This window comes from Streptomyces olindensis (genome assembly GCF_040645895.1).
Classification (GTDB): domain Bacteria; phylum Actinomycetota; class Actinomycetes; order Streptomycetales; family Streptomycetaceae; genus Streptomyces; species Streptomyces olindensis.
Genome location: NZ_JBEYZD010000049.1, coordinates 29,668 through 53,032, shown reverse-complemented (window position 1 = coordinate 53,032; position 23,365 = coordinate 29,668). Strand labels below are relative to the sequence as shown.

Here is a 23,365-nt window from a genome sequence, read left to right as displayed (position 1 = left end):
GGAGACGGGGAGGCGGGTCTCAGGGTCTTCCCCGACGGGGTGACCGGATCACCCCTCTTTGTCCGAGCTGTCCTCGCGCGGAACCGGCTGTTCCACCAGCGCCAGCACCCGATTCGCCATGAAGCGGGCGGTACGTACGACCGTCCCGCTACGGGTGACTTCGCTCACTTCCACGACACCTCGGCGTACCGCCGTCTCCACCCTGCGGCCCGCCCTGCTTGCCACCACCTCGTAGGTGCGCGTCGTGTCCCCCGCATCCACGACTATCTCCACTCGATCACCCTTCACAGGACCAATCCCCCTTCTGCGACGGGTGGTTGGGATCACTCACGACGCGAAGTCCGCCTCTTCACGCCCTCCCTGACCACCTTTCAAGTCTCCCACCCACCACTGACAATCCATCACCCTGAGAGGGCGCGGCCTCTGCGCGCGGGCGGCCGTGGAAACGTAAGCTGTGGCTCGTCACAGGACCGGGCAGCGGGGATGAACATGGCGATGATGCGCCTGAGGCGCGAGGACCCGCGCGTCGTCGGCTCGTTCAGGCTTCACAGACGGCTCGGCGCGGGTGGAATGGGCGTGGTCTACCTCGGCTCCGACAAGAAGGGGCAGCGGGTCGCGCTCAAGGTCATCCGACCGGACCTGGCGGAGGACCAGGAGTTCCGCTCGCGCTTCGCCCGTGAGGTCTCGGCGGCACGACGGATCCGCGGGGGATGCACGGCACGGCTCGTCGCGGCCGACCTTGACGCGGACCGGCCCTGGTTCGCCACGCAGTACGTCCCCGGCCCCTCGCTGCACGACAAGGTCGCCGCCGAGGGACCCCTCGGCGCGGCCGATGTCGCCGCCGTCGGCGCCGCCCTGTCGGAGGGCCTGGTCGCCGTGCACGAGGCCGGGGTGGTGCACCGGGACCTGAAGCCGTCCAACATCCTGCTGTCCCCGAAGGGGCCGCGGATCATCGACTTCGGCATCGCCTGGGCGACCGGCGCCTCGACGCTGACCCATGTCGGCACGGCGGTCGGCTCGCCCGGCTTCCTCGCGCCGGAGCAGGTGCGCGGGGCGGCCGTCACGCCGGCCACGGACGTGTTCTCGCTGGGCGCCACGCTCGCGTACGCCTCGATGGGCGACTCGCCCTTCGGCCACGGCAGTTCCGAGGTGATGCTGTACCGCGTCGTGCACGAGGAACCGCAGCTGCACGGCGTACCCGACGCGCTGGCCCCGCTCGTCCGGGCCTGCCTCGCGAAGGACCCCGAGGAGCGGCCCAGCACGCTCCAACTCTCCATGCGGCTGAAGGAGATCGCGGCCCGCGAGTCCCAGGACCTCGCCGGCGTGCGTCCGCCTGCGCCGCGCGGCGGCGAGGCCGACCGGCCCACCGGCACCTATCCCGAGCGCACCCGGCGTCCGCAGGGGCAGCAGGGCGTGGGGGCTTCCGGCGCGCAGCGGGGCCGCGGGACTCCCCCGCCGCGGGGGTCCTCGCCCGCGGAGGACGGCGGGCAGCCCCGGCGCAGGACCGGTGCGCAGGGCACGGCCAACCCGGTGGGCCGAGCGCCCCGCGGCGCTGCTCCGGCCAGTGGCCGCGGCGCCCCGCGTGGCGGCACCCCGTCACGCACCGGGGGTTCCGGGTCCCGGCCCACGCCCACCGGGCGCAACGGAACGCGCTCGGGCAGCGGCAGCCGTCCCGCCCCGCACAGCGGTACCGGGCGTTCCCCGTCCCGGAACACGGGGACCGGGCTGCGGCCCGCCAATCCGCGGCTGCTGCGGCAGCGGCTGTTCGTGTTCGTCGTGGTCACGCTGCTGGTGGCGGTCGGCATCGCGCTGGTGCAGGGCTGCCAGGGTCCGGCGCGCGGGCTCGGCGGTGACGGAGCCGGCGTACGGCAGGAGCAGGTGCAGCAGGAGCACGTGCAGCAGGATCCGGCACCGCGGGACTACCGGCCGTAGGGCGGCGGCCCCGCAGGTGACCGGATGTCAGAGTCCGGGCAGGATCCGCTCGAAGAACGCGCGGTCACCGTCGAAGACCGGGTCCAGGGCGAGGAACTCCTCCGGCGTGACCCAGCGGGCCTCGGCGACCTCGGCCGGGTCGGGGACCACCTCGCCGGTGTCCGCGCGGGCGGTCCACCAGTGGAGACGGAAGCGCCGGTCGTCGGTCTCCGACTCCCACACCTTGGCCAGCGGCACGACGGTGAGGCCGACCTCCTCGCGCACCTCGCGGGCGACGGCCTGCTCCTGGGTCTCCCCCGGTTCGACCTTGCCGCTGAGCGGCTGCCAGTAGCCGGGGCGTGCGACGGCCGGGCCGCGCCGGATCGCGAGCACGCGCTCCCCGCGCAGAAGTACGGCGACGATCGCCTCGCGCATCGCCTCGCGCTGTGCCATGGGCGGGGTCCTAGACCTGGGGGCGGCCGGTGGCCACGGCGTAGAAGGCCACGGCGGCCGCCGCGCCCACGTTGAGGGAGTCGACGCCGTGGGACATGGGGATGCGGACCCACTCGTCGGCGGCGACCAGGGCCTGGGTGGACAGGCCGTCGCCCTCGGCGCCGAGCATGAGGGCCACGCGGTCCATGGTGTGCGGGGCGGCCTCGTCGAGGGCCCGGGCCTTCTCGTCCGGGGTGAGGGCGAGGAGGGTGAAGCCCGCCTCGCGGACCGACTCCAGGCCCTTGGGCCAGGTGTCGAGGCGGGCGTACGGCACGGAGAAGACCGCGCCCATGGAGACCTTCACGCTGCGACGGTAGAGCGGGTCGGCGCAGTCCGGGGAGAGCAGGACCGCGTCCATGCCGAGGGCGGCGGCCGAGCGGAAGATCGCGCCGATGTTGGTGTGGTCGTTGACCGACTCCATGATGACGACGCGGCGGGCGCTCCGCAGGAGGCCGGCGGCCGTGGGCAGGGGCTTGCGCTGCATGGAGGCCAGCGCCCCGCGGTGCACGTGGTAGCCGGTGACCTGCTCGGCGAGTTCGGGGCTGACCGCGTAGACGGGGGCCGGGAGTTCGTCGATGACGTCCCGCATGACGTCGACCCACTTGGCCGAGAGCAGCATGGACCGCATCTCGTAGCCCGCTTCCTTGGCCCTCCTGATGACCTTCTCGCCCTCGGCGATGAACAGGCCCTCGGCGGGTTCGCGCTTGCGGCGCAGCTCCACGTCGGTCAGACCGGTGTAGTCGCGCAGGCGCGGGTCGTCGGGATCCTCGACGGTGATGAGATCGGCCACAGGGTGATACTGCCTTGTCCTGGGTGCGGTGCCAACGGCTCGGAACGGTTGTGTTACCCGGGGTTACTCGCGGGGTGCGGTGGGCGTGGGGCCGACCTTCACGACCTCGCCGACGACGATGACCGCCGGGGGCTTCACGTCCTCGGTCCGCACGGTCTCCGCGACCGTCGCCAGGGTCGCGTCGACGCGGCGCTGACCGGCCGTCGTGCCTTCCTGGACCAGGGCGACGGGCGTGTCCGGGGACTTGCCGTGCGCGATGAGCGTCTCGGCGACCTTCCCGATCGTGGCGACGCCCATGAGGATCACCAGCGTGCCGGTCAGCTTGGCGAGGGACGGCCAGTCGACCAGGGAGCGCTCGTCGTCGGGGGCGATGTGGCCGCTGACCACCGTGAACTCGTGGGCGACGCCCCGGTGGGTGACCGGGATGCCGGCGGCGCCGGGGACCGAGATGGAGCTGGAGATGCCGGGCACGACCGTGCACGGGACGCCGGCCTCGGTCAGCGCCTGGACCTCCTCCATGCCGCGCCCGTAGACGAAGGGGTCGCCGCCCTTGAGCCGTACGACCGACTTGCCCTGCTTGGCGTACTCGATCAGGGCGTCGTTGATGGCCTCCTGGGCCATGAACCGGCCGTACGGCAGCTTCGCCGCGTCGATCACCTCGACGCTCGACGGGAGCTCGGCGAGCAGGTCGCGCGGGCCGAGGTGGTCGGTGATGACCACGTCGGCCTCGGCGAGCAGACGGCGGCCGCGCACGGTGATCAGGTCCGGGTCGCCGGGGCCGCCGCCGACCAGGGCGACTCCGGGCGTGCGGGTGCGGTGGTGCGGGGCGACGAGCGTGCCGTCGCGCAGGCCCTCGACGACCGCGTCACGGATGGCGGCGGTGTGGCGGGGGTCGCGGCCGCGCGCGTCGGTGGTGAGGACGGCGATCGTGACGCCCTCGCTGTGGCCGGTGGCCGGGGTCCACGCCGTCGCCTGGTCGGCGTCGTCGGAGCGGACGCACCAGACGCGGTGGCGCTCCGCCTCGGCCGAGGCGCGGGCGTTCGCCTCCGTGTCGCCGGTGGCGATGAGGGCGTACCAGGCGTCCGCGAGGTCGCCTTCCGCGTACGGGCGCTTCTCCCAGGTGATCTCGCCGGCGTCCGCCATCGCCTCGACGGAGGGGGTGGCCTCGGGGGACACGAGGAGGACGTCCGCGCCGGCCGCGATGAGCGCGGGGAGACGGCGCTGGGCGACCTGGCCGCCGCCGAGGACGACCACGCGGCGGCCGGTGAGGCGGAGGCCTACGGGGTAGGCGGGGTGTTCGGCCATGGGGGTGCGGCTCCTGGTGATGGCGGTGCGGTGGCCCTGACGTGCGGATTTTAGTCGGCGGGAGGCATGGCGGGGCGGGGGGTCCAGTGGCTGGGCACCGGGGTCGTCCGCCGGCGGGTGGTCCGTGAGACCGGCAGGTGGTCCGTGAGACCGGCGGGTGGTCCGTGAGACCGGCAGGTGGTCCGTGAGACCGGCGGGCGGTCCGTGAGACCGGCAGGTGGTCCGTGAGACCGGCGGGCGGTCCGTGAGACCGGCGGGCGGTCCGTGGGAGGTGTGCCGCGCTGCGGCGGCCGCCCACGGACCGCGGCACCTACTTCTCGGTCACCCCTGCCGAGTCGAACGTCGCCACCTCGTGCATCGCCCGCGCCGTGCTCTGGACCAGCGGCAGGGCCAGCAGGGCGCCCGTGCCCTCGCCCAGGCGCAGGTCGAGGTCGACCAGGGGGCGCAGGCCCAGCTTGTTGAGGGCCGCCACGTGGCCCGGCTCGGCGCTGCGGTGGCCCGCGATGCACGCGGCCAGGACCTCCGGGGCGATCGCGCGGGCGACCAGGGCGGCGGCCCCGGCGCTGACGCCGTCGAGGATCACCGGCGTGCGCAGGGACGCGCCGCCGAGGAGGAGGCCGACGATGGCGGCGTGTTCGAAGCCGCCGATCGCGGCGAGCACGCCGATCGGGTCGGCCGGGTCGGGCTGGTGGAGTTCGAGGGCGCGGCGGACGACCTCGGTCTTGCGGGCGAGGGTCTCGTCGTTGATGCCGGTGCCCCGGCCCGTGACCTCGGCCGGGTCCGCTCCCGTGAAGACGGAGATCAGCGCGGCGGACGCGGTCGTGTTCCCGATGCCCATCTCACCGGTGAGCAGGGCCTTGTTGCCGGCCGCGACCAGGTCGCGGGCGGTGTCGATGCCGACCTCGATGGCCTGCTTGGCCTCCTCGCGGGTCATCGCGGGGCCGGTCGTCATGTCGGACGTGCCGCCCCGGATCTTGCGGGGCAGCAGCCCCGGGGTGGCCGGGAGGTCGGCGGCGACGCCCACGTCGACGATGCAGACCTCGGCGCCGACCTGGGTGGCGAAGGCGTTGCAGACGGCGCCGCCGCCGAGGAAGTTGGCCACCATCTGGGCCGTGACCTCCTGCGGCCAGGGGGTGACCCCCTGCGCGTGCACACCGTGGTCGCCGGCGAAGATCGCGACGGCGGCGGGCTCCGGGATGGGCGGCGGGCACTGGCGGGACAGGCCCGACAGCTGGGCGGAGATGATCTCCAGCATGCCCAGGGCACCGGCCGGCTTGGTCATGCGCTTCTGGCGCTCCCACGCCTCGCCGAGCGCCTTGGCGTCCAGCGGGCGGATCTGCGCCACGGTCTCGGCGAGCAGGTCGTGCGGTTCCTCTCCGGGAAGGGCGCGGCGGCCGTACGTCTCCTCGTGCACGACCCAGGACAGCGGGCGGCGCTTGGACCAGCCCGCCTGCAGCAGCTCGGGCTCGTCCGGGAACTCGTCGACGTAACCGACGCACAGGTAGGCGATGACTTCGAGGTGCTCGGGCAGCCCCAGGGCGCGGACCATCTCGCGCTCGTCGAAGAAGCTGACCCAGCCGACGCCGAGGCCTTCGGCGCGGGCGGCGAGCCAGAGGTTCTCCACGGCCAGGGCCGCCGAGTAGGGGGCCATCTGGGGCTGTGTGTGGCGGCCGAGGGTGTGGCGGCCGCCGCGGGTCGGGTCGGCGGTGACGACGATGTTCACCGGGGTGTCGAGGATGGCCTCGATCTTCAGTTCCTTGAACTGCTTGGCCCGGCCCTTGGGCAGGGACTTCGCGTACGCGTCGCGCTGGCGCATGGCCAGTTCGTGCATGGCCCGCCGGGTGTCGGCGGAGCGGATGACGACGAAGTCCCAGGGCTGCGAGTGGCCCACGGAGGGCGCGTGGTGGGCGGCCTCCAGGACGCGGAGCAGCACCTCGTGCGGGATGGGGTCACTGCGGAAGCCGTTGCGGATGTCGCGGCGTTCGCGCATGACCTTCAGTACGGCCTCGCGCTCGGCGGGGTCGTAGCCGGGGGCGGCGGGTCCGGAGGACTGTCGTGCTTCTGCCACTGCGGCCGCGCTCTCTCCTCGGTGGTGTTCCTGGTCCGCCAGGTCGTCCTGATCGGCGGCCCGGGTGTCCAGGTCGTCGGCGTTCTGCGCGAGTTCGGTGTCGCCGTCGCGGGGGGCCGGGACGGTGGCGACGGGCGCCGGGGCTTCCGGTGCTCCGGGCTGTGCCGGCTGGGACTGCTGCGGTCCCTGGACCGGGTGGCCGCCGTGTTCCTCCGGGGTCGGGGCGGGGAGGACGACGGTGACGTCCTCGGAGGATGCCGGGGCGGGGGCCGCGGGTGCGGGTGCGTGTGCGGGTGCTTCCGGGCCTGCCGGGGAGGGGGCGGCTTCGGCGGTCTCGGGGGTGGCTTCGGCTGTCTCGGGGGTGGGGGTCACCGGCTCGGGCGCGGCAGCCACCGGCTCGGGCGCGGGTGGCGTTTCGGCGGGTGCGTCGGCAGGCGACTCAGCCGGTGCCTCGGCCGCCGGGGCGGGCGCGGGGGGCTCGGGGGCCTCGGTCGGTGAGCCGGGGGTGGCCGTGTCGGCGGTCTCGACGGGCGCGGCTACGGCAGGGGGCTCGGCTGGGGCGGTGGTCTCCGGTGCGTCGACGGGGGCGGCGGCTGCCGGTACGTCGGCGGGGGCGGCTGTCTCGGCGGGCTCCGCTGCGTCGGCCGGCGTCGGTGCCTCGGCGGGCAGCGCGACTGCTTCCTCGGCGACCGGCTCGGCTGCTGCCGGAGCGACAGCTTCCGGGCCGACGGGCTCGGCTGCCGGGGCGGTGGCGTCAGGGGTGGGCGCTTCGGGGGCTGGCACCTCGGCGGCGGGCATGGCGGTCTGCTGAGCCGTCACCTCGGGGCCCTGCGGGGCTGCCTCGGCGTCAGGCGCCGTGGGTTCTTCGGGAGTCTGGGGGTCCGCCTCGCCGCCGGGGGTGACCGGCTGCTGCGCGGCGGCCTCAGGGGCGGGCATGGGTCCGGCCGGTGCGGCGGCCTCGGAGCCGACGGCCGGTGCGGCAGCGTCCGGGCCGACGACCGGCGCCGACGTCGGGGGGGCAGCCTCGGGGCTTGCCGCTTCGGGGGCCTGGGCGTCCTGGGCGGCGGCCTCGGGGGTCACCGCGTCCGGCGCCTCGACGGCAGTCTCGGGACCCACCGCGGCAGGCGACTCGGCGACGGCGTCAGCAGCAGTCGCGTCAGGTGCCGGGGTGGCGACGTCAGGTGTCTGGGCGTCAGCTGCAGGGTTCACCGCGTCAGGTGCCTGGGCGACAGCGTCCTGAGCCACCGGCTCCGGTACCTCGTCAACGCCCTCGGCAGCCACCGCACCCGGAACCTGGGGAACAGCGCCCGGCTCCTGCGCAACGGCCTCCGGGCCGCCGCCCTCCGCCCCGGTCACCGCCTCGGGCGCCGCGACGACACTCTGCTCCGGCCCGGTCGCAGCGTCGGGGAACGGGACCGCTTCCGGGGCCGGTGCGGCCTCCGGAGCGGGGGCGGGCGCCGCGCCCTGCTCCGCACCGGCGGCCGGGACCTGCTCGCCGCCTGCGGCGGAATCGTCGGCGGAGTCGTCGGCGGCACCGAGCCCCGAGGCCTCGGGAGAAGCGGCCGGCTGTCCCGGCTCACCATCCTGCCCCGCACCCTCAACGACCGGAACCGGCGCCTCGACCGGCGCCGGCACCACATCCGGGGCGGCAGCGGCCTGGCCGGAGTCCGGGGCGACGCCCGCCCCGGCGGGGCCGCCCGCAGCCGCCTCGGCCTGCCCGGCCTCGGCCACGGCCACCTGGCCCGCGTCCGGAGCGGCGACCGCACCGGCGGCGTCGCCCTCGGCCGCCGTCCCCTGCGCGGGAACGTCCTGCGCCGCCCCGGCGGCGGCCACCTGGCCCCCGGCGGGCTCGCCCACAGGCGCCGCGCCCTGCGCGGGCTGCTCGGCGTGAACCCCCTGCACGGCCCCCTGCACAGCCCCCTGCGCGGCCTCCGTCGCCACCCGGGCCACCACGGCCTGGGCCGCGCCGACCGGCTCGGCTGCCGGAACAACCGTTTCCGCAGGCGCCGCCCCGGCGCTCACCTGGGCGGCGGGCGCGACCTGTACGCCCCAGGGCGCCGCCGGCGCCGAGGGCGCCTCCGGGGCGCGCGGGACGTCGAGGTACTCGGGGCCGGCCGACGGCGCCGCGGGCTGCCGTACGGGCGCGTCCGCGGGGCCGCGGTCGGCGAGGGAGCGGACCGGGCTGGCGGAGCTGTCGGGCAGGGGCGGGCCGAGGTGCAGCGGCCGGCGCGGGGTGATGGGCGGGATCGGCGGAGGGTCGGGCAGCCGGACGCCACTGAGGTCGACCGAGCCGCTGTCGCGGCCGGAGATCTCGTGCGGGCCCGGCTCGTGGACGGCCTCGACGACCGGTTCCGGCGCGGGCGGGGGGACCTCGTTGCCCCAGGCGCCCTGGGCGCCCGGCAACAGCAGGTCTTCGTCCTCGGCGGAGTTGTCGGAGAGGTAGGCGTACGCACCGTGCGCGGGGGCGCCCGGCTGATCCACCATGCCTGCGTTCTCCGGCAGTCCCTCGCCCGGGACCTGGCCGGTGTCGGTCATGCGTACCCCTCGCCCATCGGTTAGTGCTCCTACGACCAGCTCACCCGGAACGGCGCACCGACCGCCCCACAGTGGAGAACGAGCGTGCGTCCCCAGCGGCACGAGCGGCCCGCCCGGAAAAGGCGACAAAGCCATTCACTGGCATTGTTGCGGCCGTGGCACCCTCACGGCAGCTCGATCCGTGACGGTTCCGCTGTGGACTGCGCCACGTTGCGCGTCCTCCGGTTCTGCCGTACCACACCCACCCCAAAACGGGTAGGTTTTCCGGACATTGACCGACGAAGTGCCGGGCGTCCGCGTGCGGTGCAGCGATCGGCCAGCCTACCGCGCGCAGTACGACAAACCGATCACGGGGACGGCCGTCGGGACGGTCGCCGGGTCAGGCGCCGCGCTTCGGCAGGACGCCGCTGAGCAGGAACGCGACGCTCCGTTCCTTCTCCGTCCAGGCCCGGGTGTCGAGTTCGACGGACTGCAGCAGGGCGCACTCGACGCCGTAGCCGTGCTCGGTCAGGTCGCGGCCGATGAGTTCGGCGGCGTCGCGGGTGGCGGCGTGCGTGACGATGCGCTGCGGGCGGCGGTCGGCGACGGCCGAGACGACGGCCGCTCCCCCGCCGGCGACGCGGACGACGTCCGGTTCGGGGAGGTTCTCCAGTACGTGCGGGGCGGTGCCGTGCACGATCTGGAGCTGGACGCCGAGGCGGCGGGCGGTGGCGTCGGTGCGGGCGCAGGCGGCCCGGTCGCGGTCGACGGCGATGACGGCGGCGCCGGCGCGCGCGGCCTCGACGGCGAAGGCACCGCTGCCGCAGCCGATGTCCCACACGAGGTCGCCCACGCGCGGGCCCAGGCGGGCGAGTTGGGAGGCGCGCAGCAGCGGGGTCTCCCCCTCGCCGAGGTCGCCGCCGTACGCGTCGGCGGGCAGGGCCCAGCCGCGTGGTCCGGCGGACGGGTCGCGGCCGGCGATCCAGCCGGTCTCCCCCGCCGTGTCCGGCCGGGCCGGGCCGCCGAGGACGATGACGACGTTGGGGTCGCGCCAGGTGTGGTCGGCGGCCTTGTCGGAGGTGACGACGCTGACCCGCTCGCGTTGGGTGCCGAGTTCCTCGCAGATGACGAAGGAGCGGTGGACTCCCTCCAAAAGCAGACCCAGTTCGGCGGGGCCGGCGCCGGGTGAGGTGAGCACGGCGACTTTGGTGTGGGCCCGGCATACGTTCACCGCGCGTCGCAGGGTGCGGCGGTGTGCGACGACCACCTGTGCGTCGTCCCAGGGCATACCGGCGCGGGCGAAGGCTGCGGCGACGGAGGAGACGGCGGGGACGACCTCGACCTCGAGGCCGAACTCGGGGGCGCGCAGGGTGCGTACGACGCCGAAGAAGCCGGGGTCGCCGTCGGCGAGCACGACGGCCGTGCCGCGGTGGGCGGCGATGCGGCGGGCGGCGAGGGCGACGCTGCCGAGGCGGATGCGCTCGGCGCCGGCGGGTACCTCGGGGAGCGCCAGGTGGTGGGCTGCGCCCGCCACGAGCGTGGCGGCGCCGAGGGCGGCGCTCGCCGCGGCGGTCAGCGGCGAACCGTCCCAGCCGATCACCGTGACCCGGTCGGCCATCGTCGTCAGTCTCCAGGGGTTTTCGCAGGTCGTCTGCGTGTCGTTGCGGGGAACCGCCCGAGGGCGGGCTCCGTGAGGGTACCCGGTGGAGGTGTCGGAGGGGGCGCCGGTGCTGTCGTCGCCGTCTGCCTCCGGGTGGTTCCGGTCAGTTCCACTCGCCGAAGGACGTGAAGCCGTCGGGCAGCTGGTCGCCGACGCCCTCCAGGTCCTCGGGGAGCAGGCTCCAGACGATCAGGTCGGTGCGGACCTCGGTCCACTCGTCGTTGTCCGTCCGGGTCCGCGCTATCCAGGCGCCGCGCAGGACGCCCTCGCTGATACAGCCGATCTTCTGGGCGACCTGCTGGGAGGCGGTGTTGTCGGCCGCGGTGCGCAGTTCGAGGCGCTCGAACTTCTGGTCGTTGAAGAGCCACTGCGCCGTGACGAGCGCCGCCTCGGAGGCGTAGCCCTCGCCGCGGGCCCAGGGGGCGATGACGTAGGAGATCTCGCTGGAGCGGACCCGCCAGTCGGTGTTCTTGAGGTGGACGATGCCGACGAGGCGCTGGGTGAGGAACTCGGTGACGGCGAAGACGATGCCGCGTCCCTCGGTCCGCTCGGCGGGGGCCTGTTCGGTGATCCAGGCGCGGGCGTGGGCCTCGGTGTAGGGCCGCGGGACGGAGGTCCACGCGGTGACGAGTTCGTCGTTCATCATGTCGGCGAACGCCTGGATGTCCGGCTCCTCGAAGGGGCGCAGGACCAACCGCTCCGTGCTGATGGAGATGTTGGGGAAGGTGCTCGTCATGCGCCGCTCCGTAACCGTCGGTGAACCTTCAGGGCCTGCTGAACTGCCCAGCATGCAGCATGAAAGCACTGATCCGCACCACGGGGCCCTCCCCACCGGGTGAGGGAGGACCCCGGCCGTGGCGGGTGCCGGAGGCGGGCTCAGAAGGAGGCGAGCACGGAGCCGGCGTACTTGTCCTGGATGAACTTCTTCACCTCGGGCGAGGTGAGGAGCTTGGCGAGCTTCTTCACCCGCGGATCGTCCTCGTTGCCCTTCTTCACGGCGAGGAAGTTGCCGTAGGGGTTGTTCTTCGGGGACTCCAGGACGAGGGCGTCCTCGGAGGGCTTGAGGTCGGACTCGATGGCGTAGTTGCCGTTGACGACGGCGGCGTCCACGTCGTCGAGGGAGCGCGGGGTCTGGGCCGCCTCCAGCTCCTTGAACTTGAGGTTCTTGGGGTTCTCGGTGATGTCGGACGGGGTCGCCTCGTTGCCGACGCCCGCCTTGAGCGTGATGAGCCCGTCGGCGGCGAGGAGCTTGAGGGCGCGGGCCTCGTTGACGGTGTCGTTGGGGATGGCGACGGTCGCACCGCTCTTCAGGTCGTCGGCCTTCTTGACCTTGTGGGAGTAGAGGCCGAGCGGTTCCAGGTGGACCGTGACGACGGGCACGATGTCGGTGCCGTTCTTCTTGTTGAAGTCGTCGAGGTACGGCTTGTTCTGGAAGTAGTTGGCGCCGACGGAGCCGTCCTGCGTCGCCGTGTTCGGGGTGACGTAGTCGGTGAACTCCTTGACCTGGAGGTCCAGGCCCTCCTTCTTCGCCAGGTTGTCCTTGACGTAGTTCAGGATCTCGGCGTGCGGGACGGGGCTGGCGGCGACGATCAGAGGTCCGTCGGTGCCGGAGCTCCCGGCGCCGCAGGCGCTGAGCCCGAGGGTGAGGGCTCCGGCGGCCAGGGCGGCGGTGGTGATCTTGGCGGTGTTACGCACGAAAAGTGCCTTTCCTTATGGCCTTGCGAGGGTGCGACCCCGTTGTGGGTGAACGGGGGGTCTAGGAGGCGGCTTTGAGCAGCCGCAGTTTCGGGGCGGGTCCCGAGTGGGCGCCGCGGCGGTGCAGGGAGCGGGCCGCGTAGTCGCCGGCGAACTGGATGAGGGAGATGACGACCGCGAGGATCGCGACGGTGATCCACATCAGCCCGGTCTCGAAGCGCTGGTAGCCGTAGCGGATGGCGAGGTCCCCGAGGCCGCCGGCGCCGACGGTGCCCGCCATGGCCGAGTAGCCGATGAGGGCCACGATGGTGGTCGTGGTGCTGGAGATCAGCGAGGGCAGGGACTCGGGCACGAGGACCTTGCGGACGACGGTCCAGGTGTCGCCGCCCATGGCCTGCACGGCCTCGACGAGCCCGTGGTCCACTTCGCGGACGGCCGTCTCGACCAGGCGCGCGAAGAAGGGGATGGCGCCGACGGCGAGCGGCACGATGGCCGCCTCGACGCCGATGGTCGTACCGGTGATGAGGCGGGTGAACCCCATCAGCGCGACCATCAGGATGATGAACGGCAGGGAGCGGGCGATGTTCACGACCTGCCCGATGACCTTGTTGGCGACCAGGTTCTGCAGGAGGCCGCCACGGTCGGTGAGGACCAGCAGGATGCCGAGCGGGAGTCCGCCGACGACGGCGATGAGCGTGGACCAGCCGACCATGTAGAGCGTGTCCCAACACGCCTGTTCCAGCAGGGGCTGCATCTCGGACCAGGTCACTTGGCACCTTCCTTCACCAGCGCGGATTCGCGGCCCGGCACGTCGATCTGCAGGCCCTTCTCGCGCAGGAAGCCGATCGGCACGACGTTGTCCTCGTAGCGGCCGGGCAGTTCGATGCGCATCCGGCCGACCTGGAGGCCGCCGACGGTGTCGATGGCGGCGCCGAGGATCGATATGTCGATGTTGTAGGTGCGGGCGAGCTGCGAGATGACGGGCTGGGTGGCGCTCTCGCCCTGGAAGGTGACGTCGACGACGGTGCGGTCCTCGCCGGAGGCCTCGCCGTCGAGCGGGAACAGCGCGGCGGCCAGCTCCGAGCCGGGGGTGGCGAGGAGCTCGCTGACCGTGCCCGACTCGACGATGCGGCCGTTCTCCATGAGCGCGGCCGAGTCGCAGACCGACTTCACGACGTCCATCTCGTGGGTGATGAGCAGCACGGTCAGACCGAGCTGCCGGTTCAGGTCGCGCAGCAGCGCCAGGATCGAGCGCGTGGTCTCGGGGTCCAGGGCGCTGGTGGCCTCGTCGGACAGCAGCACCTTGGGGTCGCCGGCGAGGGCGCGGGCGATGCCGACGCGCTGCTTCTGACCGCCGGACAGCTGCGCCGGGTAGGCCCCCGCCTTGTCGGCGAGGCCGACCAGGTCGAGCAGTTCCAGGGCCTTGCGGGAGCGTTCCTGCCCGGACTTGCCGAGGATCTCCAGCGGGAGTTCGACGTTGTCCTGGACGGTGCGCGAGGACAGCAGGTTGAAGTGCTGGAAGACCATGCCGATCCGGCTGCGCGCCCGGCGCAGTTCCTTCCCGGCGCGCGGGCCGCGGCCGGCCAGGGCGGTGAGGTCCTGCCCGGCGACGGTCACGGTGCCGGAGGTGGGGCGTTCCAGCAGGTTGACGCAGCGGATGAGCGAGGACTTGCCGGCGCCGGACTGGCCGATGACGCCGTACACCTCGCCTTCGCGGACGTGCAGGTCGACGCCGTCCAGGGCGGTGACCTCGCGGCCGCGTGCACGGTAGACCTTGGTGAGGCCCGTTGTGGTGATCACGTGGGTTTCCGTCACTGTCGAGTGCGCGGGCGTGGGTGTGCCCGGACACAGGGGCATTCGTTCAGGGACGCGACACGGTTCTCGCTGGGCGGGGAACCGGGGAGAACATGTGCGCGGGCGGCGGGCGTCACGCACCGCTCGGGGCGTGCGGACATGCCGCGGTCTCGCTTCGGGGCGCGAGCTCAGGGGGTGGTGCGGGGGCCCTCTAGAAGGCGCACATTCGACACATACAACGAGCACCGGGCGTCAGGGTCGCCTCGGTCGCGGGGATGCGGTCGCTCGTCGTGGTCATGCCGTCAGTAAAACATGCGTACGGTCCTGACAAGCCGCCGCTGTCCGGATGCTGGACAGCGGTGGACAAGGGCCGGGACGCGTCAGCCGCGGAGGGAGATCTCCACACCCTGCTCGGTGACCAGTGCGGACAGGGCCGACAGGTCCTCGACGACCAGATCGGCGTGGAGTTCGTGGGCCTGGTGGGTTGTGGTCAACGCCACGGTGGTCATGCCGGCGGCGCGGCCGGCCGCGAGTCCCGCGGGGGCGTCCTCGAAGACCACGCAGCGGGCGGGGTCGACGCCCAGGGTGCGGGCGGCGAGCAGGTAGGGCTCGGGGTCGGGCTTGCCGCGGGTGATGTCGTCGGCGGCGACGAGCGTCTTGGGCAGGATGCCGACGGCGTCGAGCCGGGCCTCGGCGAGCCGCCGGGTGGCGGAGGTGACGACGGCCCAGCGTTCGGCCGGAAGGGAGTCGAGGAAGGCGCGGGTGCCCGGCAGCAGGTGCACACCGCCGTTCGGGACGTCCTCCACCTCCAGGTCCTCGATCCGTGCGACGGCCTCCGGCACGACGTGGGCGGGCAGCAGGTCGGCGGCTATCTCGGCGGCCGGCCGGCCGTGCAGCTCGACCCGGGCGAACTCCTCGGCCGTGATCCCGTACTCCGTGGCCCACCGCGTCCAGCAGCGGTCCACCGAGGCGAGGGAGGAGACGAGGGTTCCGTCGTTGTCGAACAGCAGGGCCTGCGCGTGGATCTTCATGCTCTCGACCCTACGGTGCAGGCCAGGGGCGGCGGCATCGGGCCTTTTCGGCCGTAATAAGGTCGCAGCATGCTTGATGCCCTGACGCTGGTGACCGGCGTCGCCGCGCTGCTGCTCGCCGCCTGGTGCGGCTGGGCGGCCTACCGGGACCAGCCGACGAAGGACTGGCACTTCATCGGGATGGCCGTGGTCACGCTGCTGGCGCTGGTCCAGCTGATCGCGGGGATCGTGCTGCTGGCGCGGGGCGAGAAGCCGGAGCAGGGCACGACGATCTTCGTGGCGTATCTGCTGGGGGCGTTCGCCTGTGTCCCGGCGGCCGGGTTCATGTCGCTGGCCGAGCGGACCCGGTGGGGCTCGGTGACGGTCGCCGCGGGCGGTGTGGTGCTGGCGGTGCTGGAGGTGCGGCTCTATGACATCTGGGGAGGCTGAGGTGGCCCGGCGGCGGCTGATCAGCGGGCCGGGCACGCTGCTGGTGTGGCTGTACGGCGTGATGGTCGTCGGGGCGGTGTCGCGTTCCGCGTATCAGATCGCCACGGAGTTCGACCGGGCGCCGCTCGCGTACTCGCTGTCGGCCGTGGCCGGTGTCGTGTACGGGTTCATCACGTACTCGCTGGTGCGGGGAGGGGAGACGGCGCGGAAGGCTGCGCTGGCGTGCTGTGTCGCCGAGTTGGTGGGTGTGCTGACGGTGGGGACGTGGACGTTGATCGAGCCGTCGGCGTTTCCCGATGCGACCGTGTGGTCGGACTTCGGGATGGGGTACGTGTTCATCCCGATTCTCTTGCCGGTGTCGGCGATCTACTGGCTGCGGAAGTCGCGTTCGCGGGAGGGGGATGCCGCCTGAGGTGATCAGGCGGCCGCGGGTGCGTCGTGGTTGTTCGCGCAGTTCCCCGCGCCCCTAAAAGCCGGTCATCAAGCCGTCGCCGCGTAGGTACTGGCCGGCTTCTCCAGGACGATCATCGGGATGCCGTCCGCGCCCTGGGACGTGCCCACCGTCTCGTAGCCGACCTTGCGGTAGAGGCGGAGGTTGCCCTCGCTGCGGTGGCCCGTGTGGAGGCGGAAGCGGGTCGCGCCGTGCCGGTCGGTCAGGGCCGATTCGGCCGCCCGGAGGAGACGGGCACCGATGCCGTGTCCCTGGAGGCGGGGGTGGACGCAGAGCTTGCCGATCGCGGCCGCGCCGTCCTCGGTGATCGAGCCGCGGACCGAGCCGACGACCTCCTCGCCGAGCCGGGCGACGAAGACGCAGTCCCGGACGACTTCCTCGCGGACCGAGTCGAGGGTTTGGACGAGCGGGTCGATGCGGTAGTTCCCGTACAGCGCCGCCTCCGTCTGGAAGCACAGGTACTGCAGCCTGAAAATCTGCTCGGCGTCCTGCTCGGTCGCCGCAGAGATGGTCACGCTCATGCCCATGTGCGCACGCCTCCCGCTCATCTGATCACCTGTCGTTCCTCACTCCTATCCCCGTCCTCAACGGGCCGCAACCTCCGGTGCGAGCAATCTGCGCAGACATCCCAGGCATCTGGAACGTTCCGGACCAAGACTCCCCTGTGAGATACCCAACTCCCCTGCGATTTCCCGGTAGGTCAGGTCCTCGGGAGAGAGCAGGGCCTCCATGAGCCGGGGGCAGCGGCCGGGAAGGCGCCGCACGGCCTCGCGCAGGGCACGGCCGCGGGCGGCGGCGAGGGCGAGCTGCTCGGGCTCCCGGTCCGGGTCGTCGGCCGGTTCGACGACGTACGGCCGTTCGAGTCGGCTCGTACGGCGGCTGCGGCGCGCCTCGGAGCGGACCGCCCGGCGGAGCCATTCCTGGGGGTCCCGTGGCGGGCCCTCGGCGTCGAGACGCTCCAGCAGGCGGAGCCAGACCGCCTGCTCCAGGTCCCCCGGCTCGGCTCCAGCGGCATATGCCTCCGCGGAGGCCTCGGCGGTGAGCAGCGGGCGCAGGGAGGTGACCAGGTCGTGCGTCATATGCGGAGCGACGCAGCCGCCCGGGCGGCGGGTTGCCCGGGCGGCCGAAGCTCACTCGACCGGAGGGTGTGAGCTGATGTGTTGACGTTCGCTCCGTGCGGGGCTCAGTCGGCGAGGAAGGCCTCCCGGGCCAGCAGGCCCGTGTCGGGCTGGTCGGTGAAGACACCGTCGATACCGGTCGCGAAGTACGCCTGGTACGCGCCGAAGACGTCGCCGTAGGCGTCCGCGTCCGTGCCCTTGCGGAAGTTCGCGGGCAGGAAGGGGTTCTCGTTGCGCAGGGTCCACGGGTGCAGGATCAGCCCCACCTTGTGCGCGTCCGAGACGAGCGTGGTCGGCCGGGTCAGGTTGCCCTTGGCGTCACGCGGGATGACCAGGTCGAGCGTCGGGCCGATGCCCTGCGCGTAGGAGGCGATCTCCCGCAGGCCGGCCGGCTTGATCAGGTCCGCGACCGTGCGCGGGTCGCCCGTCTCGACGAAGTCCCACGGGCGGGAGTCCGCCGACGACAGCAGGACGACCAGCGGGTTGTCCACGAGCTTGTTCAGGCGCTCGATGCTGGTCGGCTCGAACGACTGGAGGATGACCGGCGAGGTCCGCCGGTCCTTGCGGTACTTGCGCAGCAGCTTGGCGACGCGCTCCTCCAGCGGGAGGCCCTGCTTGCGGAAGTAGGTGGGGTGCTTGAGCTCGGGGTAGATCCACACCTGCTTGCCGCGCCTGCGGGTCTGCTCGTCCTGCCACTTCAGGACCTCTTCGAAGGTGGGGATCTCCCAGCGGCCGTTGTAGAGGGTGTTGTGGGGGCGGTTGGCCGGGATGCGCTCGACCGCCCGCAGGGTCTTCAGCTCGGCGAGCGTGAAGTCCTCGGTGAACCAGCCGGTGGTGGAGACGCCGTCGAGCAGCTTGGCCTTCCTGCGGTCCGCGAACTCGGGATGGTCGGCCACGTCGGTGGTGCCGCCGATCTCCGGCTCGTGGCGGCAGACCAGGTGTCCGTCCCTGGTCGGCACGAGGTCGCCCGCCTCGACGATGTCGGCGCCCATGTCGAGGGCCAGCTGGTAGGAGCCGAGGGTGTGCTCCGGGCGGTAGCCGCTGGCCCCGCGGTGACCGACGATCGTCGGCTTGGGCAGGCTCCGCACGCCACCGCCGTGCCGGGGGGCGTCGGCTCTGGCCGTGCCGGTCACGCCGAGGACCGCTCCGCCGGCGCCGAGCACCGCCGCGCCGAGCAGGGCCCGTCGTCCGGTCCGGTTCGTTTCCTCGTTCGACTCCTGCGTTCCCATGAGCGCCCTCCCTGCCGTCGGCCCGTCTGTGCGCGCCGATCGTAGGGGCGCGTACATGACGGGTGGGAGACTCCGGGCGGAACACGCGGGTGACGTGGGATGTCGTAGTGGCGGGAGGGGGTGGCGAACTGACGGCTCGTCCGCTCCTGTTCGATTCGGTGGGGCCGTTCGGGGAACGCGTCCGGTGCGGGGAGGCGATGTCCGTCACATCGTGGCGGGCGTGTTACGGACGGTCGGCGACACGCCACCGCAGGTAAACACGCGTCAACAGTGCGTAAGGCCTCGGTGAAGTCGCCGTGCCCGATGTGCGCGACCCCCGGGGCCGCGAGTATCGTCCTCACCTGCACAGACTCATACAGCATCCCTTGACACCGGAGGGTCCGTTGTCCCGCTTCGCGCTCATCAAGGCAGTGCTCGGCCCGATCATGCGCCTGATGTTCCGCCCACAGGTGGAGGGTGCGGAGCACATTCCCGGCCACGGCCCGGTCATCCTGGCCGGCAACCACCTGACGTTCATCGACTCGATGATCCTGCCGCTGGTCTGCGACCGGCAGGTCTTCTTCATCGGCAAGGACGAGTACGTGACCGGCAAGGGGCTCAAGGGCCGGCTGATGGCCTGGTTCTTCACCGGTGTCGGCATGATCCCGGTGGACCGCGACGGCGGCCGGGGCGGTGTCGCCGCGCTGATGACCGGGCGGCGGGTGCTGGAAGAGGGCCGCGTGTTCGGGATCTACCCGGAGGGGACGCGGTCGCCCGACGGGCGGCTGTACCGGGGGCGGACGGGTATCGCCCGGCTGACGCTGATGACGGGCGCTCCGGTGGTGCCGTTCGCCATGATCGGGACGGACAAGCTCCAGCCGGGCGGGGCCGGCCTGCCCCGGCCGGGCCGGGTCACCGTGCGGTTCGGCGAGGCGATGGAGTTCTCCCGGTACGAGGGGATGGACCGCGACCGCTACGTGCTGCGGGCCGTGACGGACTCGGTGATGGCCGAGGTCATGCGGTTGTCCGGGCAGGAGTACGTGGACATGTACGCGAGCAAGGCGAAGGAAGCGGCGTAGGTCCCCGCTCCCGGAGGGGCGTGTCCCGCGGCTCTAGAGAGGCGTGTCCTCCGGCGGGTCTCCGTTCGTTCGGCCGGTTCCCCGGGCCGGGAGCCACAGGACGAACGTCGAGCCCTCCCCCACCTGGGAGAACAGACGGACCTGGCCGCCGTGGGATTCCACGATCTGGCGGACGATCGCGAGGCCGAGACCGGCATGACGGTCTCGGCCTCTGCTGTTGCCCCCGGCCCGCCAGAAGCGGTCGAAGACCCTCGCCCGGTCGTCGTCGCCGATGCCCGGGCCCTCGTCCCGTACGGCCGTCCAGAGCCAGGAGCCGTCCCGGCCCGCCGCGACGGTGATGCGGGAGCCCGGCGGGGCCAGCCGTACCGCGTTCGAGAGCAGGTTGCCGACGGCCCTGCGCAGGGCGTCGTGGTCGCCGATGACCGTGAGGCCGGGGGTGAGGCCGCGGTGCAGGGCGAGGCCCCGCTCGGCGGCCAGCGGGGCGAACTCCTCGCAGGCCTCGGCGGCCGCCGCCGACAGGTCCACGTCCGCGTCCGCCAGGGCGGGGGCGCTGCGGCGGGCCGTGGCCAGGAGGTCCTCGACCAGTCGGGTCATACGGGTGGTGGCCCGGTCGACGCTGCGCGCGGCGATACGGCGGTCCTCCTCGTCCGAGTCCTCTGCGGTGAGGACGGCGTCGACGTTGGCGCGGATGATCGCCAGTGGGCTGCGCAGCTCGTGGGAGGCGTCGTCGATGAGCTGGCGTTGGGCGCGGAAGGCCTCGTCCAGGCGGTCGAGCATGGAGTCGACGGTGTCGGCGAGGTCCCGCAGCTCGTCCTTGGGGCCGGTGAGGCGGATGCGCTGGGAGAGGTCGGTGGCCTGGATGTCGGCGGCCGTGCGGGAGATCGCGCGGACGGGGCGCAGGGCGCGGCCGGCGAGGATCCAGCCGATGACGGGGCTGGCGACGGCGAGGGCGCCGAGGACGAGGAAGGAGAAGCCGCGGAGGTTGGCGAGGGTCTCGTAGGTGACGGCCGCCTCGACCTCCTGGAGCTTCACGGCGTCGAACTCACCCATGTAGACGCCGTTGACGTACTTCTCGGCCCGGAACTGCCTGCTGACCGGGCGGGCCTCGCCGCTGCGCCGGACGGCGAAGTAGGTGGCGCCGAGGACGAGGGCGGTGAGCAGGAAGAGCAGGCCGGAGTAGAGGACCGTGAGGCGGAAGCGGATGGTGTGGGTGAAGGCGGGCAGCCGCATCCGGGCCCCGGCCGGCCGGAACGCTTTCATCACGGCGTCTCCTTGAGGCGGTAGCCCTGCCGTATCACCGTCTCGATGAGCGGCTCGCCCTCGCCGGTGACCTTCCGGCGCAGGGAGCCGACGGTGACGCGGACGGTGTTGGTGAACGGGTCGGCGTGCTCGTCCCAGACGTGCTCGAGCAGTTCCTCGGCCGGGACGACGCGTCCGGGGCGGGTCATCAGGTAGTGCAGGACGCCGAACTCCTTGGGCGTGAGGGTGAGCCGGCGCTCCCCTCGGTAGGCCTCGAAGCGGGCGGTGTCCAGGCGGAGCTCGCCGACCTCGACCACGGAGGTGCCGCCGTCCTCCCGGCGCAGCAGGGCGCGGATGCGGGCGAGGAGCTCGGGCAGCGCGAAGGGTTTCACGAGGTAGTCGTCGGCGCCTTCGTCGAGGCCGCGGACCCGGTCGGCGAGGCGGTCGCGGGCGGTGAGCATCAGGATGCGGGGGCCGCCGGGGGTGGCGCGGATGGCGCGGCAGACCGAGAAGCCGTCGCCGTCGGGCAGGTTGAGGTCGAGCAGGACCAGGTCGTAGTCGTTCACGGCGAGCTTCTCGGTCGCGGTGTCGACGTCCGGGGCGGCGTCGACCGCGTAGCCGGCCTTGGTCAGGCCCACCTTCAGGGCGACGACGAGGTCCTCCTCGTCCTCGACGACCAGCAGTCGCATGGGCGGGGCCCCCTTCAGCCACCGTCGATGATGGTCCGGGCGGACTCCACCGCGTCGCCCACGGGGATCGCGAAGCCGATGCCGATGGAACCGCCCCTTTCCTGGTCCAACGTCGCGATGGCCGTGTTGATGCCGATGACCCGGCCCTCGTCGTCGACCAGGGGCCCGCCGGAGTTGCCGGGGTTGATCGAGGCGTCGGTCTGCAGGGCCCGCCGCGGCCCTCCCCCGCTCCCCTCGCCGAGCCGGACGGAGCGGTCCAGGGCGCTGACGATGCCGGAGGTGACGGTGCCGCTCAGGCCGAGCGGGGAGCCGATGGCCAGGACCGGGTCGCCGACGGCCGGGCGGGTGCCGGTGGCGAGCCGGGCGGCGCGCAGGCCCCGGGAGGTCTCCGGTTCCAGTACGGCGACATCGTGGTCGGGGTCGTCGCCGATGACCTCGGCGCTGAGGCGGCGGCCGTCCTGGAGCTCGACGGACACGCGTGAACTGCCCTGGACCACATGGGCGTTGGTGAGGATGCGCCCCCGGTCGTCGAAGACGAACCCGGAGCCCTGGCCGCGGTCCGTCCGGACGGAGACCACGCTGGGCAGCACCCGGGCGGCGACGGCCTGGAGGTCGCCCGGGGCGCGGGCGGCCGGTGCGGAGGCGGGGGCGGGGTCCTCGTCGCCGAGCGCCCCGGCGGCGTACCCGGCGAGACCGCCCGCGAGGACGGCGGCCAGGACGGCGGTGGCGAGAGGGCGGCGGGTCGGGTGTGCCGGGGTGAGCGGAGGCCGGGTGGGCGGAGGCTGGGCGGGCGGGGGCTGCCCGGCATGGGGCCGCGGTGGGGCCGGTGGTGCGGGCGGCTCGGGGCCGGGGCGCGGGCGGCCCGGGAGGAACGACGGGCCCCGGGGCTTTCCCAGGCCGGTGCGGGGGTGACGGTCGCGCACGGTCCTGCCTCCTTCGTCAGGGGAGCCGTGAGAACCACAGCAGGGAGGTCGCGGCCGTCACCAGCGCCGTGACCAGGCCGGCGGCGACGAACCACTGCCAGATCTCGCGTTCCTCGGTGCGGTGGCCGACGGAGCTGCCGATGTCCTCGTAGACCGCCTGGAGTTCCTCTCCGCTGGCGGCCTCGTGGTAGTCGCCGCCGGTGCGCGAGGCCAGGTTCTCCAGGGCGGGGCCGTCGACGGGGACCTGGAGGATGCGGCCGCCGCCGAGGTCGACGACGCCGTCCTCGGTGCCGTAGGCGATCGTCGAGACGGGGATGCGGTCGCGGGCCGCCTCCTCGGCCGCCGACTCGACCGTGCGGCCGGAGGTGTTGGCGCCGTCGGACAGCAGCACGATGTGGGCGGGCGGCGGTTCGGTCGCGGCCCGCCGGTCGAGCGCCCGGATGGCGTCGCGGGCGGCGACGACGGCGTCGCCGATCGCCGTGGCCTGGCCGAGGGTGAGCTGTTCGATGGCCGAGCGCAGCAGCGCCCGGTCGGTGGTCGGGGGCACGGCGACCGTGGCGGAGCCGTTGAAGGAGACGAGTCCGGTGTTGAACCGTTCGGGCAGCCGGTCGACGAAGGCGAGGGCGGCGCGCTGGGCGGCCACGAAGCGGGTGGGTTCGACGTCGGTGGCCTCCATGGACCCGGACGTGTCGAAGGCGACCATGATGGTGGCCCGCTCCCGAGGGACCTGCACGTCGGCCGTCGGCCGCGCGAAGCCCAGCACGAGCAGGGCGAGTGTGGCGCAGAAGACGGCGGCGGGGACGTGCCGGCGCCAGCCCGGGCGGCGGGGGGCGACCTTGTCGAGCAGGTCGAGGTTGGTGAAGCGGACGGCGTAGCGGCTGCGCCGGCGCTGGACCAGGACGTAGGCGGCGATCAGGCCGGCGAGCGGGACGAGCAGCAGGAGCCAGCCGGGTGAGCGCAGACTCATCG

General features: G+C 73.2%; 22 protein-coding genes. 4 read left to right on the top strand and 18 right to left on the bottom strand.

Going from position 1 to position 23,365, the window contains the following annotated elements:
- Window positions 1–48: 48 nt before the first annotated feature.
- A complete protein-coding gene (locus ABZ948_RS27930) occupies window positions 49–288 on the bottom strand; it encodes a DUF8836 family protein (RefSeq protein ID WP_359763980.1) in 240 nt (79 codons plus the stop codon).
- Window positions 289–483: 195 nt separating this feature from the next.
- On the opposite strand from ABZ948_RS27930, the gene ABZ948_RS27925 reads away from it, so the two are divergent.
- Entirely contained in the window at window positions 484–1,932 is a 1,449-nt protein-coding gene (locus tag ABZ948_RS27925; protein WP_359763978.1) for a serine/threonine-protein kinase, read from the top strand.
- 27 nt (window positions 1,933–1,959) lie between these two features.
- On the opposite strand, the gene ABZ948_RS27920 is transcribed toward ABZ948_RS27925, so the two are convergent.
- From ABZ948_RS27920 to ABZ948_RS27875, 10 genes are all read right to left on the bottom strand, one after another.
- Window positions 1,960–2,364 carry an NUDIX domain-containing protein gene (locus ABZ948_RS27920; RefSeq protein WP_359763976.1) on the bottom strand — a complete coding sequence of 135 codons (405 nt, stop codon included), beginning with the start codon at window positions 2,362–2,364 and terminating at the stop codon, window positions 1,960–1,962.
- Between the two features lie 10 nt (window positions 2,365–2,374).
- Window positions 2,375–3,193, bottom strand: a complete 819-nt coding sequence (locus ABZ948_RS27915) for a TrmH family RNA methyltransferase (RefSeq protein WP_359763974.1) — start codon at window positions 3,191–3,193, stop codon at window positions 2,375–2,377.
- 63 nt (window positions 3,194–3,256) lie between these two features.
- Window positions 3,257–4,498: a uroporphyrinogen-III C-methyltransferase gene (gene cobA, locus ABZ948_RS27910; RefSeq protein ID WP_359763972.1), complete on the bottom strand. Its 1,242-nt coding sequence runs from the start codon at window positions 4,496–4,498 to the stop codon at window positions 3,257–3,259.
- 310 nt (window positions 4,499–4,808) lie between these two features.
- The gene (cobT, locus tag ABZ948_RS27905; RefSeq protein WP_359763970.1) at window positions 4,809–9,101 is read right to left on the bottom strand and encodes a nicotinate-nucleotide--dimethylbenzimidazole phosphoribosyltransferase; all 4,293 of its coding nucleotides are present in this window, start codon (window positions 9,099–9,101) and stop codon (window positions 4,809–4,811) included.
- Window positions 9,102–9,480: 379 nt separating this feature from the next.
- Window positions 9,481–10,698, bottom strand: coding sequence for a precorrin-6y C5,15-methyltransferase (decarboxylating) subunit CbiE (gene cbiE, locus ABZ948_RS27900; protein WP_359763968.1), 1,218 nt, complete (start codon window positions 10,696–10,698; stop codon window positions 9,481–9,483).
- 145 nt (window positions 10,699–10,843) lie between these two features.
- A complete protein-coding gene (locus tag ABZ948_RS27895; RefSeq protein ID WP_359763966.1) occupies window positions 10,844–11,476 on the bottom strand; it encodes a GNAT family N-acetyltransferase in 633 nt (210 codons plus the stop codon).
- Between the two features lie 140 nt (window positions 11,477–11,616).
- Window positions 11,617–12,435, bottom strand: coding sequence for a MetQ/NlpA family ABC transporter substrate-binding protein (locus ABZ948_RS27890; protein ID WP_359763964.1), 819 nt, complete (start codon window positions 12,433–12,435; stop codon window positions 11,617–11,619).
- 61 nt (window positions 12,436–12,496) lie between these two features.
- Complete coding sequence (locus tag ABZ948_RS27885; protein WP_359763962.1) at window positions 12,497–13,204, bottom strand: methionine ABC transporter permease; 708 nt, start codon at window positions 13,202–13,204, stop codon at window positions 12,497–12,499.
- Window positions 13,201–14,235, bottom strand: coding sequence for a methionine ABC transporter ATP-binding protein (locus tag ABZ948_RS27880; protein ID WP_359763960.1), 1,035 nt, complete (start codon window positions 14,233–14,235; stop codon window positions 13,201–13,203). The genes ABZ948_RS27885 and ABZ948_RS27880 overlap by 4 nt, the downstream gene beginning before the upstream one ends.
- A gap of 374 nt (window positions 14,236–14,609) precedes the next feature.
- Window positions 14,610–15,260, bottom strand: coding sequence for an HAD-IA family hydrolase (locus ABZ948_RS27875; RefSeq protein ID WP_359763959.1), 651 nt, complete (start codon window positions 15,258–15,260; stop codon window positions 14,610–14,612).
- Window positions 15,261–15,329: 69 nt separating this feature from the next.
- Between ABZ948_RS27875 and ABZ948_RS27870 the strand changes: the two genes are divergently transcribed.
- Both ABZ948_RS27870 and ABZ948_RS27865 read left to right on the top strand, forming a co-directional pair.
- Entirely contained in the window at window positions 15,330–15,689 is a 360-nt protein-coding gene (locus tag ABZ948_RS27870; RefSeq protein ID WP_359763958.1) for a hypothetical protein, read from the top strand.
- The gene (locus ABZ948_RS27865; protein ID WP_359763956.1) at window positions 15,670–16,101 is read left to right on the top strand and encodes a hypothetical protein; all 432 of its coding nucleotides are present in this window, start codon (window positions 15,670–15,672) and stop codon (window positions 16,099–16,101) included. Before ABZ948_RS27870 ends, ABZ948_RS27865 begins: the two co-directional genes overlap by 20 nt.
- Window positions 16,102–16,169: 68 nt before the next feature.
- Here ABZ948_RS27865 and ABZ948_RS27860 read toward each other — a convergent pair whose 3' ends face one another.
- The 3 genes from ABZ948_RS27860 to ABZ948_RS27850 all read right to left on the bottom strand — a co-directional run bounded on the left by ABZ948_RS27860 (window position 16,170) and on the right by ABZ948_RS27850 (window position 18,487).
- A complete protein-coding gene (locus ABZ948_RS27860) occupies window positions 16,170–16,667 on the bottom strand; it encodes a GNAT family N-acetyltransferase (RefSeq protein ID WP_359763999.1) in 498 nt (165 codons plus the stop codon).
- A 57-nt stretch (window positions 16,668–16,724) separates the two neighbouring features.
- On the bottom strand, window positions 16,725–17,219 hold the full coding sequence (locus tag ABZ948_RS27855) for an RNA polymerase sigma factor (protein WP_359763954.1): 495 nt from the start codon (window positions 17,217–17,219) through the stop codon (window positions 16,725–16,727).
- A gap of 104 nt (window positions 17,220–17,323) precedes the next feature.
- The gene (locus ABZ948_RS27850) at window positions 17,324–18,487 is read right to left on the bottom strand and encodes a glycerophosphodiester phosphodiesterase (protein ID WP_359763953.1); all 1,164 of its coding nucleotides are present in this window, start codon (window positions 18,485–18,487) and stop codon (window positions 17,324–17,326) included.
- A 383-nt stretch (window positions 18,488–18,870) separates the two neighbouring features.
- Here ABZ948_RS27850 and ABZ948_RS27845 point away from each other — a divergent pair, with 383 nt between their 5' ends.
- Window positions 18,871–19,545, top strand: coding sequence for a lysophospholipid acyltransferase family protein (locus ABZ948_RS27845; protein ID WP_359763951.1), 675 nt, complete (start codon window positions 18,871–18,873; stop codon window positions 19,543–19,545).
- 33 nt (window positions 19,546–19,578) lie between these two features.
- Here the strand turns inward: ABZ948_RS27845 and ABZ948_RS27840 are convergent, their stop codons facing one another.
- Genes ABZ948_RS27840 through ABZ948_RS27825 form a run of 4 tightly spaced genes read right to left on the bottom strand, consistent with a single transcriptional unit; the run spans window position 19,579 to window position 23,363 of the window.
- Entirely contained in the window at window positions 19,579–20,805 is a 1,227-nt protein-coding gene (locus tag ABZ948_RS27840) for a sensor histidine kinase (protein ID WP_359763949.1), read from the bottom strand.
- Window positions 20,805–21,473 (bottom strand): response regulator transcription factor, encoded by a 669-nt coding sequence (locus ABZ948_RS27835; protein WP_359763947.1) that lies wholly within the window; start codon window positions 21,471–21,473, stop codon window positions 20,805–20,807. The genes ABZ948_RS27840 and ABZ948_RS27835 overlap by 1 nt, the downstream gene beginning before the upstream one ends.
- Before the next feature lie 14 nt (window positions 21,474–21,487).
- The gene (locus tag ABZ948_RS27830) at window positions 21,488–22,396 is read right to left on the bottom strand and encodes a S1C family serine protease (protein WP_359763945.1); all 909 of its coding nucleotides are present in this window, start codon (window positions 22,394–22,396) and stop codon (window positions 21,488–21,490) included.
- Window positions 22,397–22,412: 16 nt separating this feature from the next.
- Window positions 22,413–23,363 carry a VWA domain-containing protein gene (locus ABZ948_RS27825; RefSeq protein ID WP_359763943.1) on the bottom strand — a complete coding sequence of 317 codons (951 nt, stop codon included), beginning with the start codon at window positions 23,361–23,363 and terminating at the stop codon, window positions 22,413–22,415.
- Window positions 23,364–23,365 lie beyond the last annotated feature (2 nt).

Bases quoted from the DNA above. Each gene is read 5' to 3' on its own strand.
- ABZ948_RS27925 (WP_359763978.1), top strand. From the start codon at position 484: ATGAACATGGCGATGATGCGCCTGAGGCGCGAGGACCCGCGCGTCGTC.
- ABZ948_RS27920 (WP_359763976.1), bottom strand. From the start codon at position 2,364: ATGGCACAGCGCGAGGCGATGCGCGAGGCGATCGTCGCCGTACTTCTG.
- cobA (WP_359763972.1), bottom strand. From the start codon at position 4,498: ATGGCCGAACACCCCGCCTACCCCGTAGGCCTCCGCCTCACCGGCCGC.
- cobT (WP_359763970.1), bottom strand. From the start codon at position 9,101: ATGACCGACACCGGCCAGGTCCCGGGCGAGGGACTGCCGGAGAACGCA.
- cbiE (WP_359763968.1), bottom strand. From the start codon at position 10,698: ATGGCCGACCGGGTCACGGTGATCGGCTGGGACGGTTCGCCGCTGACC.
- ABZ948_RS27895 (WP_359763966.1), bottom strand. From the start codon at position 11,476: ATGACGAGCACCTTCCCCAACATCTCCATCAGCACGGAGCGGTTGGTC.
- ABZ948_RS27875 (WP_359763959.1), bottom strand. From the start codon at position 15,260: ATGAAGATCCACGCGCAGGCCCTGCTGTTCGACAACGACGGAACCCTC.
- ABZ948_RS27870 (WP_359763958.1), top strand. From the start codon at position 15,330: ATGCTTGATGCCCTGACGCTGGTGACCGGCGTCGCCGCGCTGCTGCTC.
- ABZ948_RS27865 (WP_359763956.1), top strand. From the start codon at position 15,670: ATGACATCTGGGGAGGCTGAGGTGGCCCGGCGGCGGCTGATCAGCGGG.
- ABZ948_RS27860 (WP_359763999.1), bottom strand. From the start codon at position 16,667: ATGGGCATGAGCGTGACCATCTCTGCGGCGACCGAGCAGGACGCCGAG.
- ABZ948_RS27855 (WP_359763954.1), bottom strand. From the start codon at position 17,219: ATGACGCACGACCTGGTCACCTCCCTGCGCCCGCTGCTCACCGCCGAG.
- ABZ948_RS27850 (WP_359763953.1), bottom strand. From the start codon at position 18,487: ATGGGAACGCAGGAGTCGAACGAGGAAACGAACCGGACCGGACGACGG.
- ABZ948_RS27840 (WP_359763949.1), bottom strand. From the start codon at position 20,805: ATGAAAGCGTTCCGGCCGGCCGGGGCCCGGATGCGGCTGCCCGCCTTC.
- ABZ948_RS27835 (WP_359763947.1), bottom strand. From the start codon at position 21,473: ATGCGACTGCTGGTCGTCGAGGACGAGGAGGACCTCGTCGTCGCCCTG.
- ABZ948_RS27825 (WP_359763943.1), bottom strand. From the start codon at position 23,363: ATGAGTCTGCGCTCACCCGGCTGGCTCCTGCTGCTCGTCCCGCTCGCC.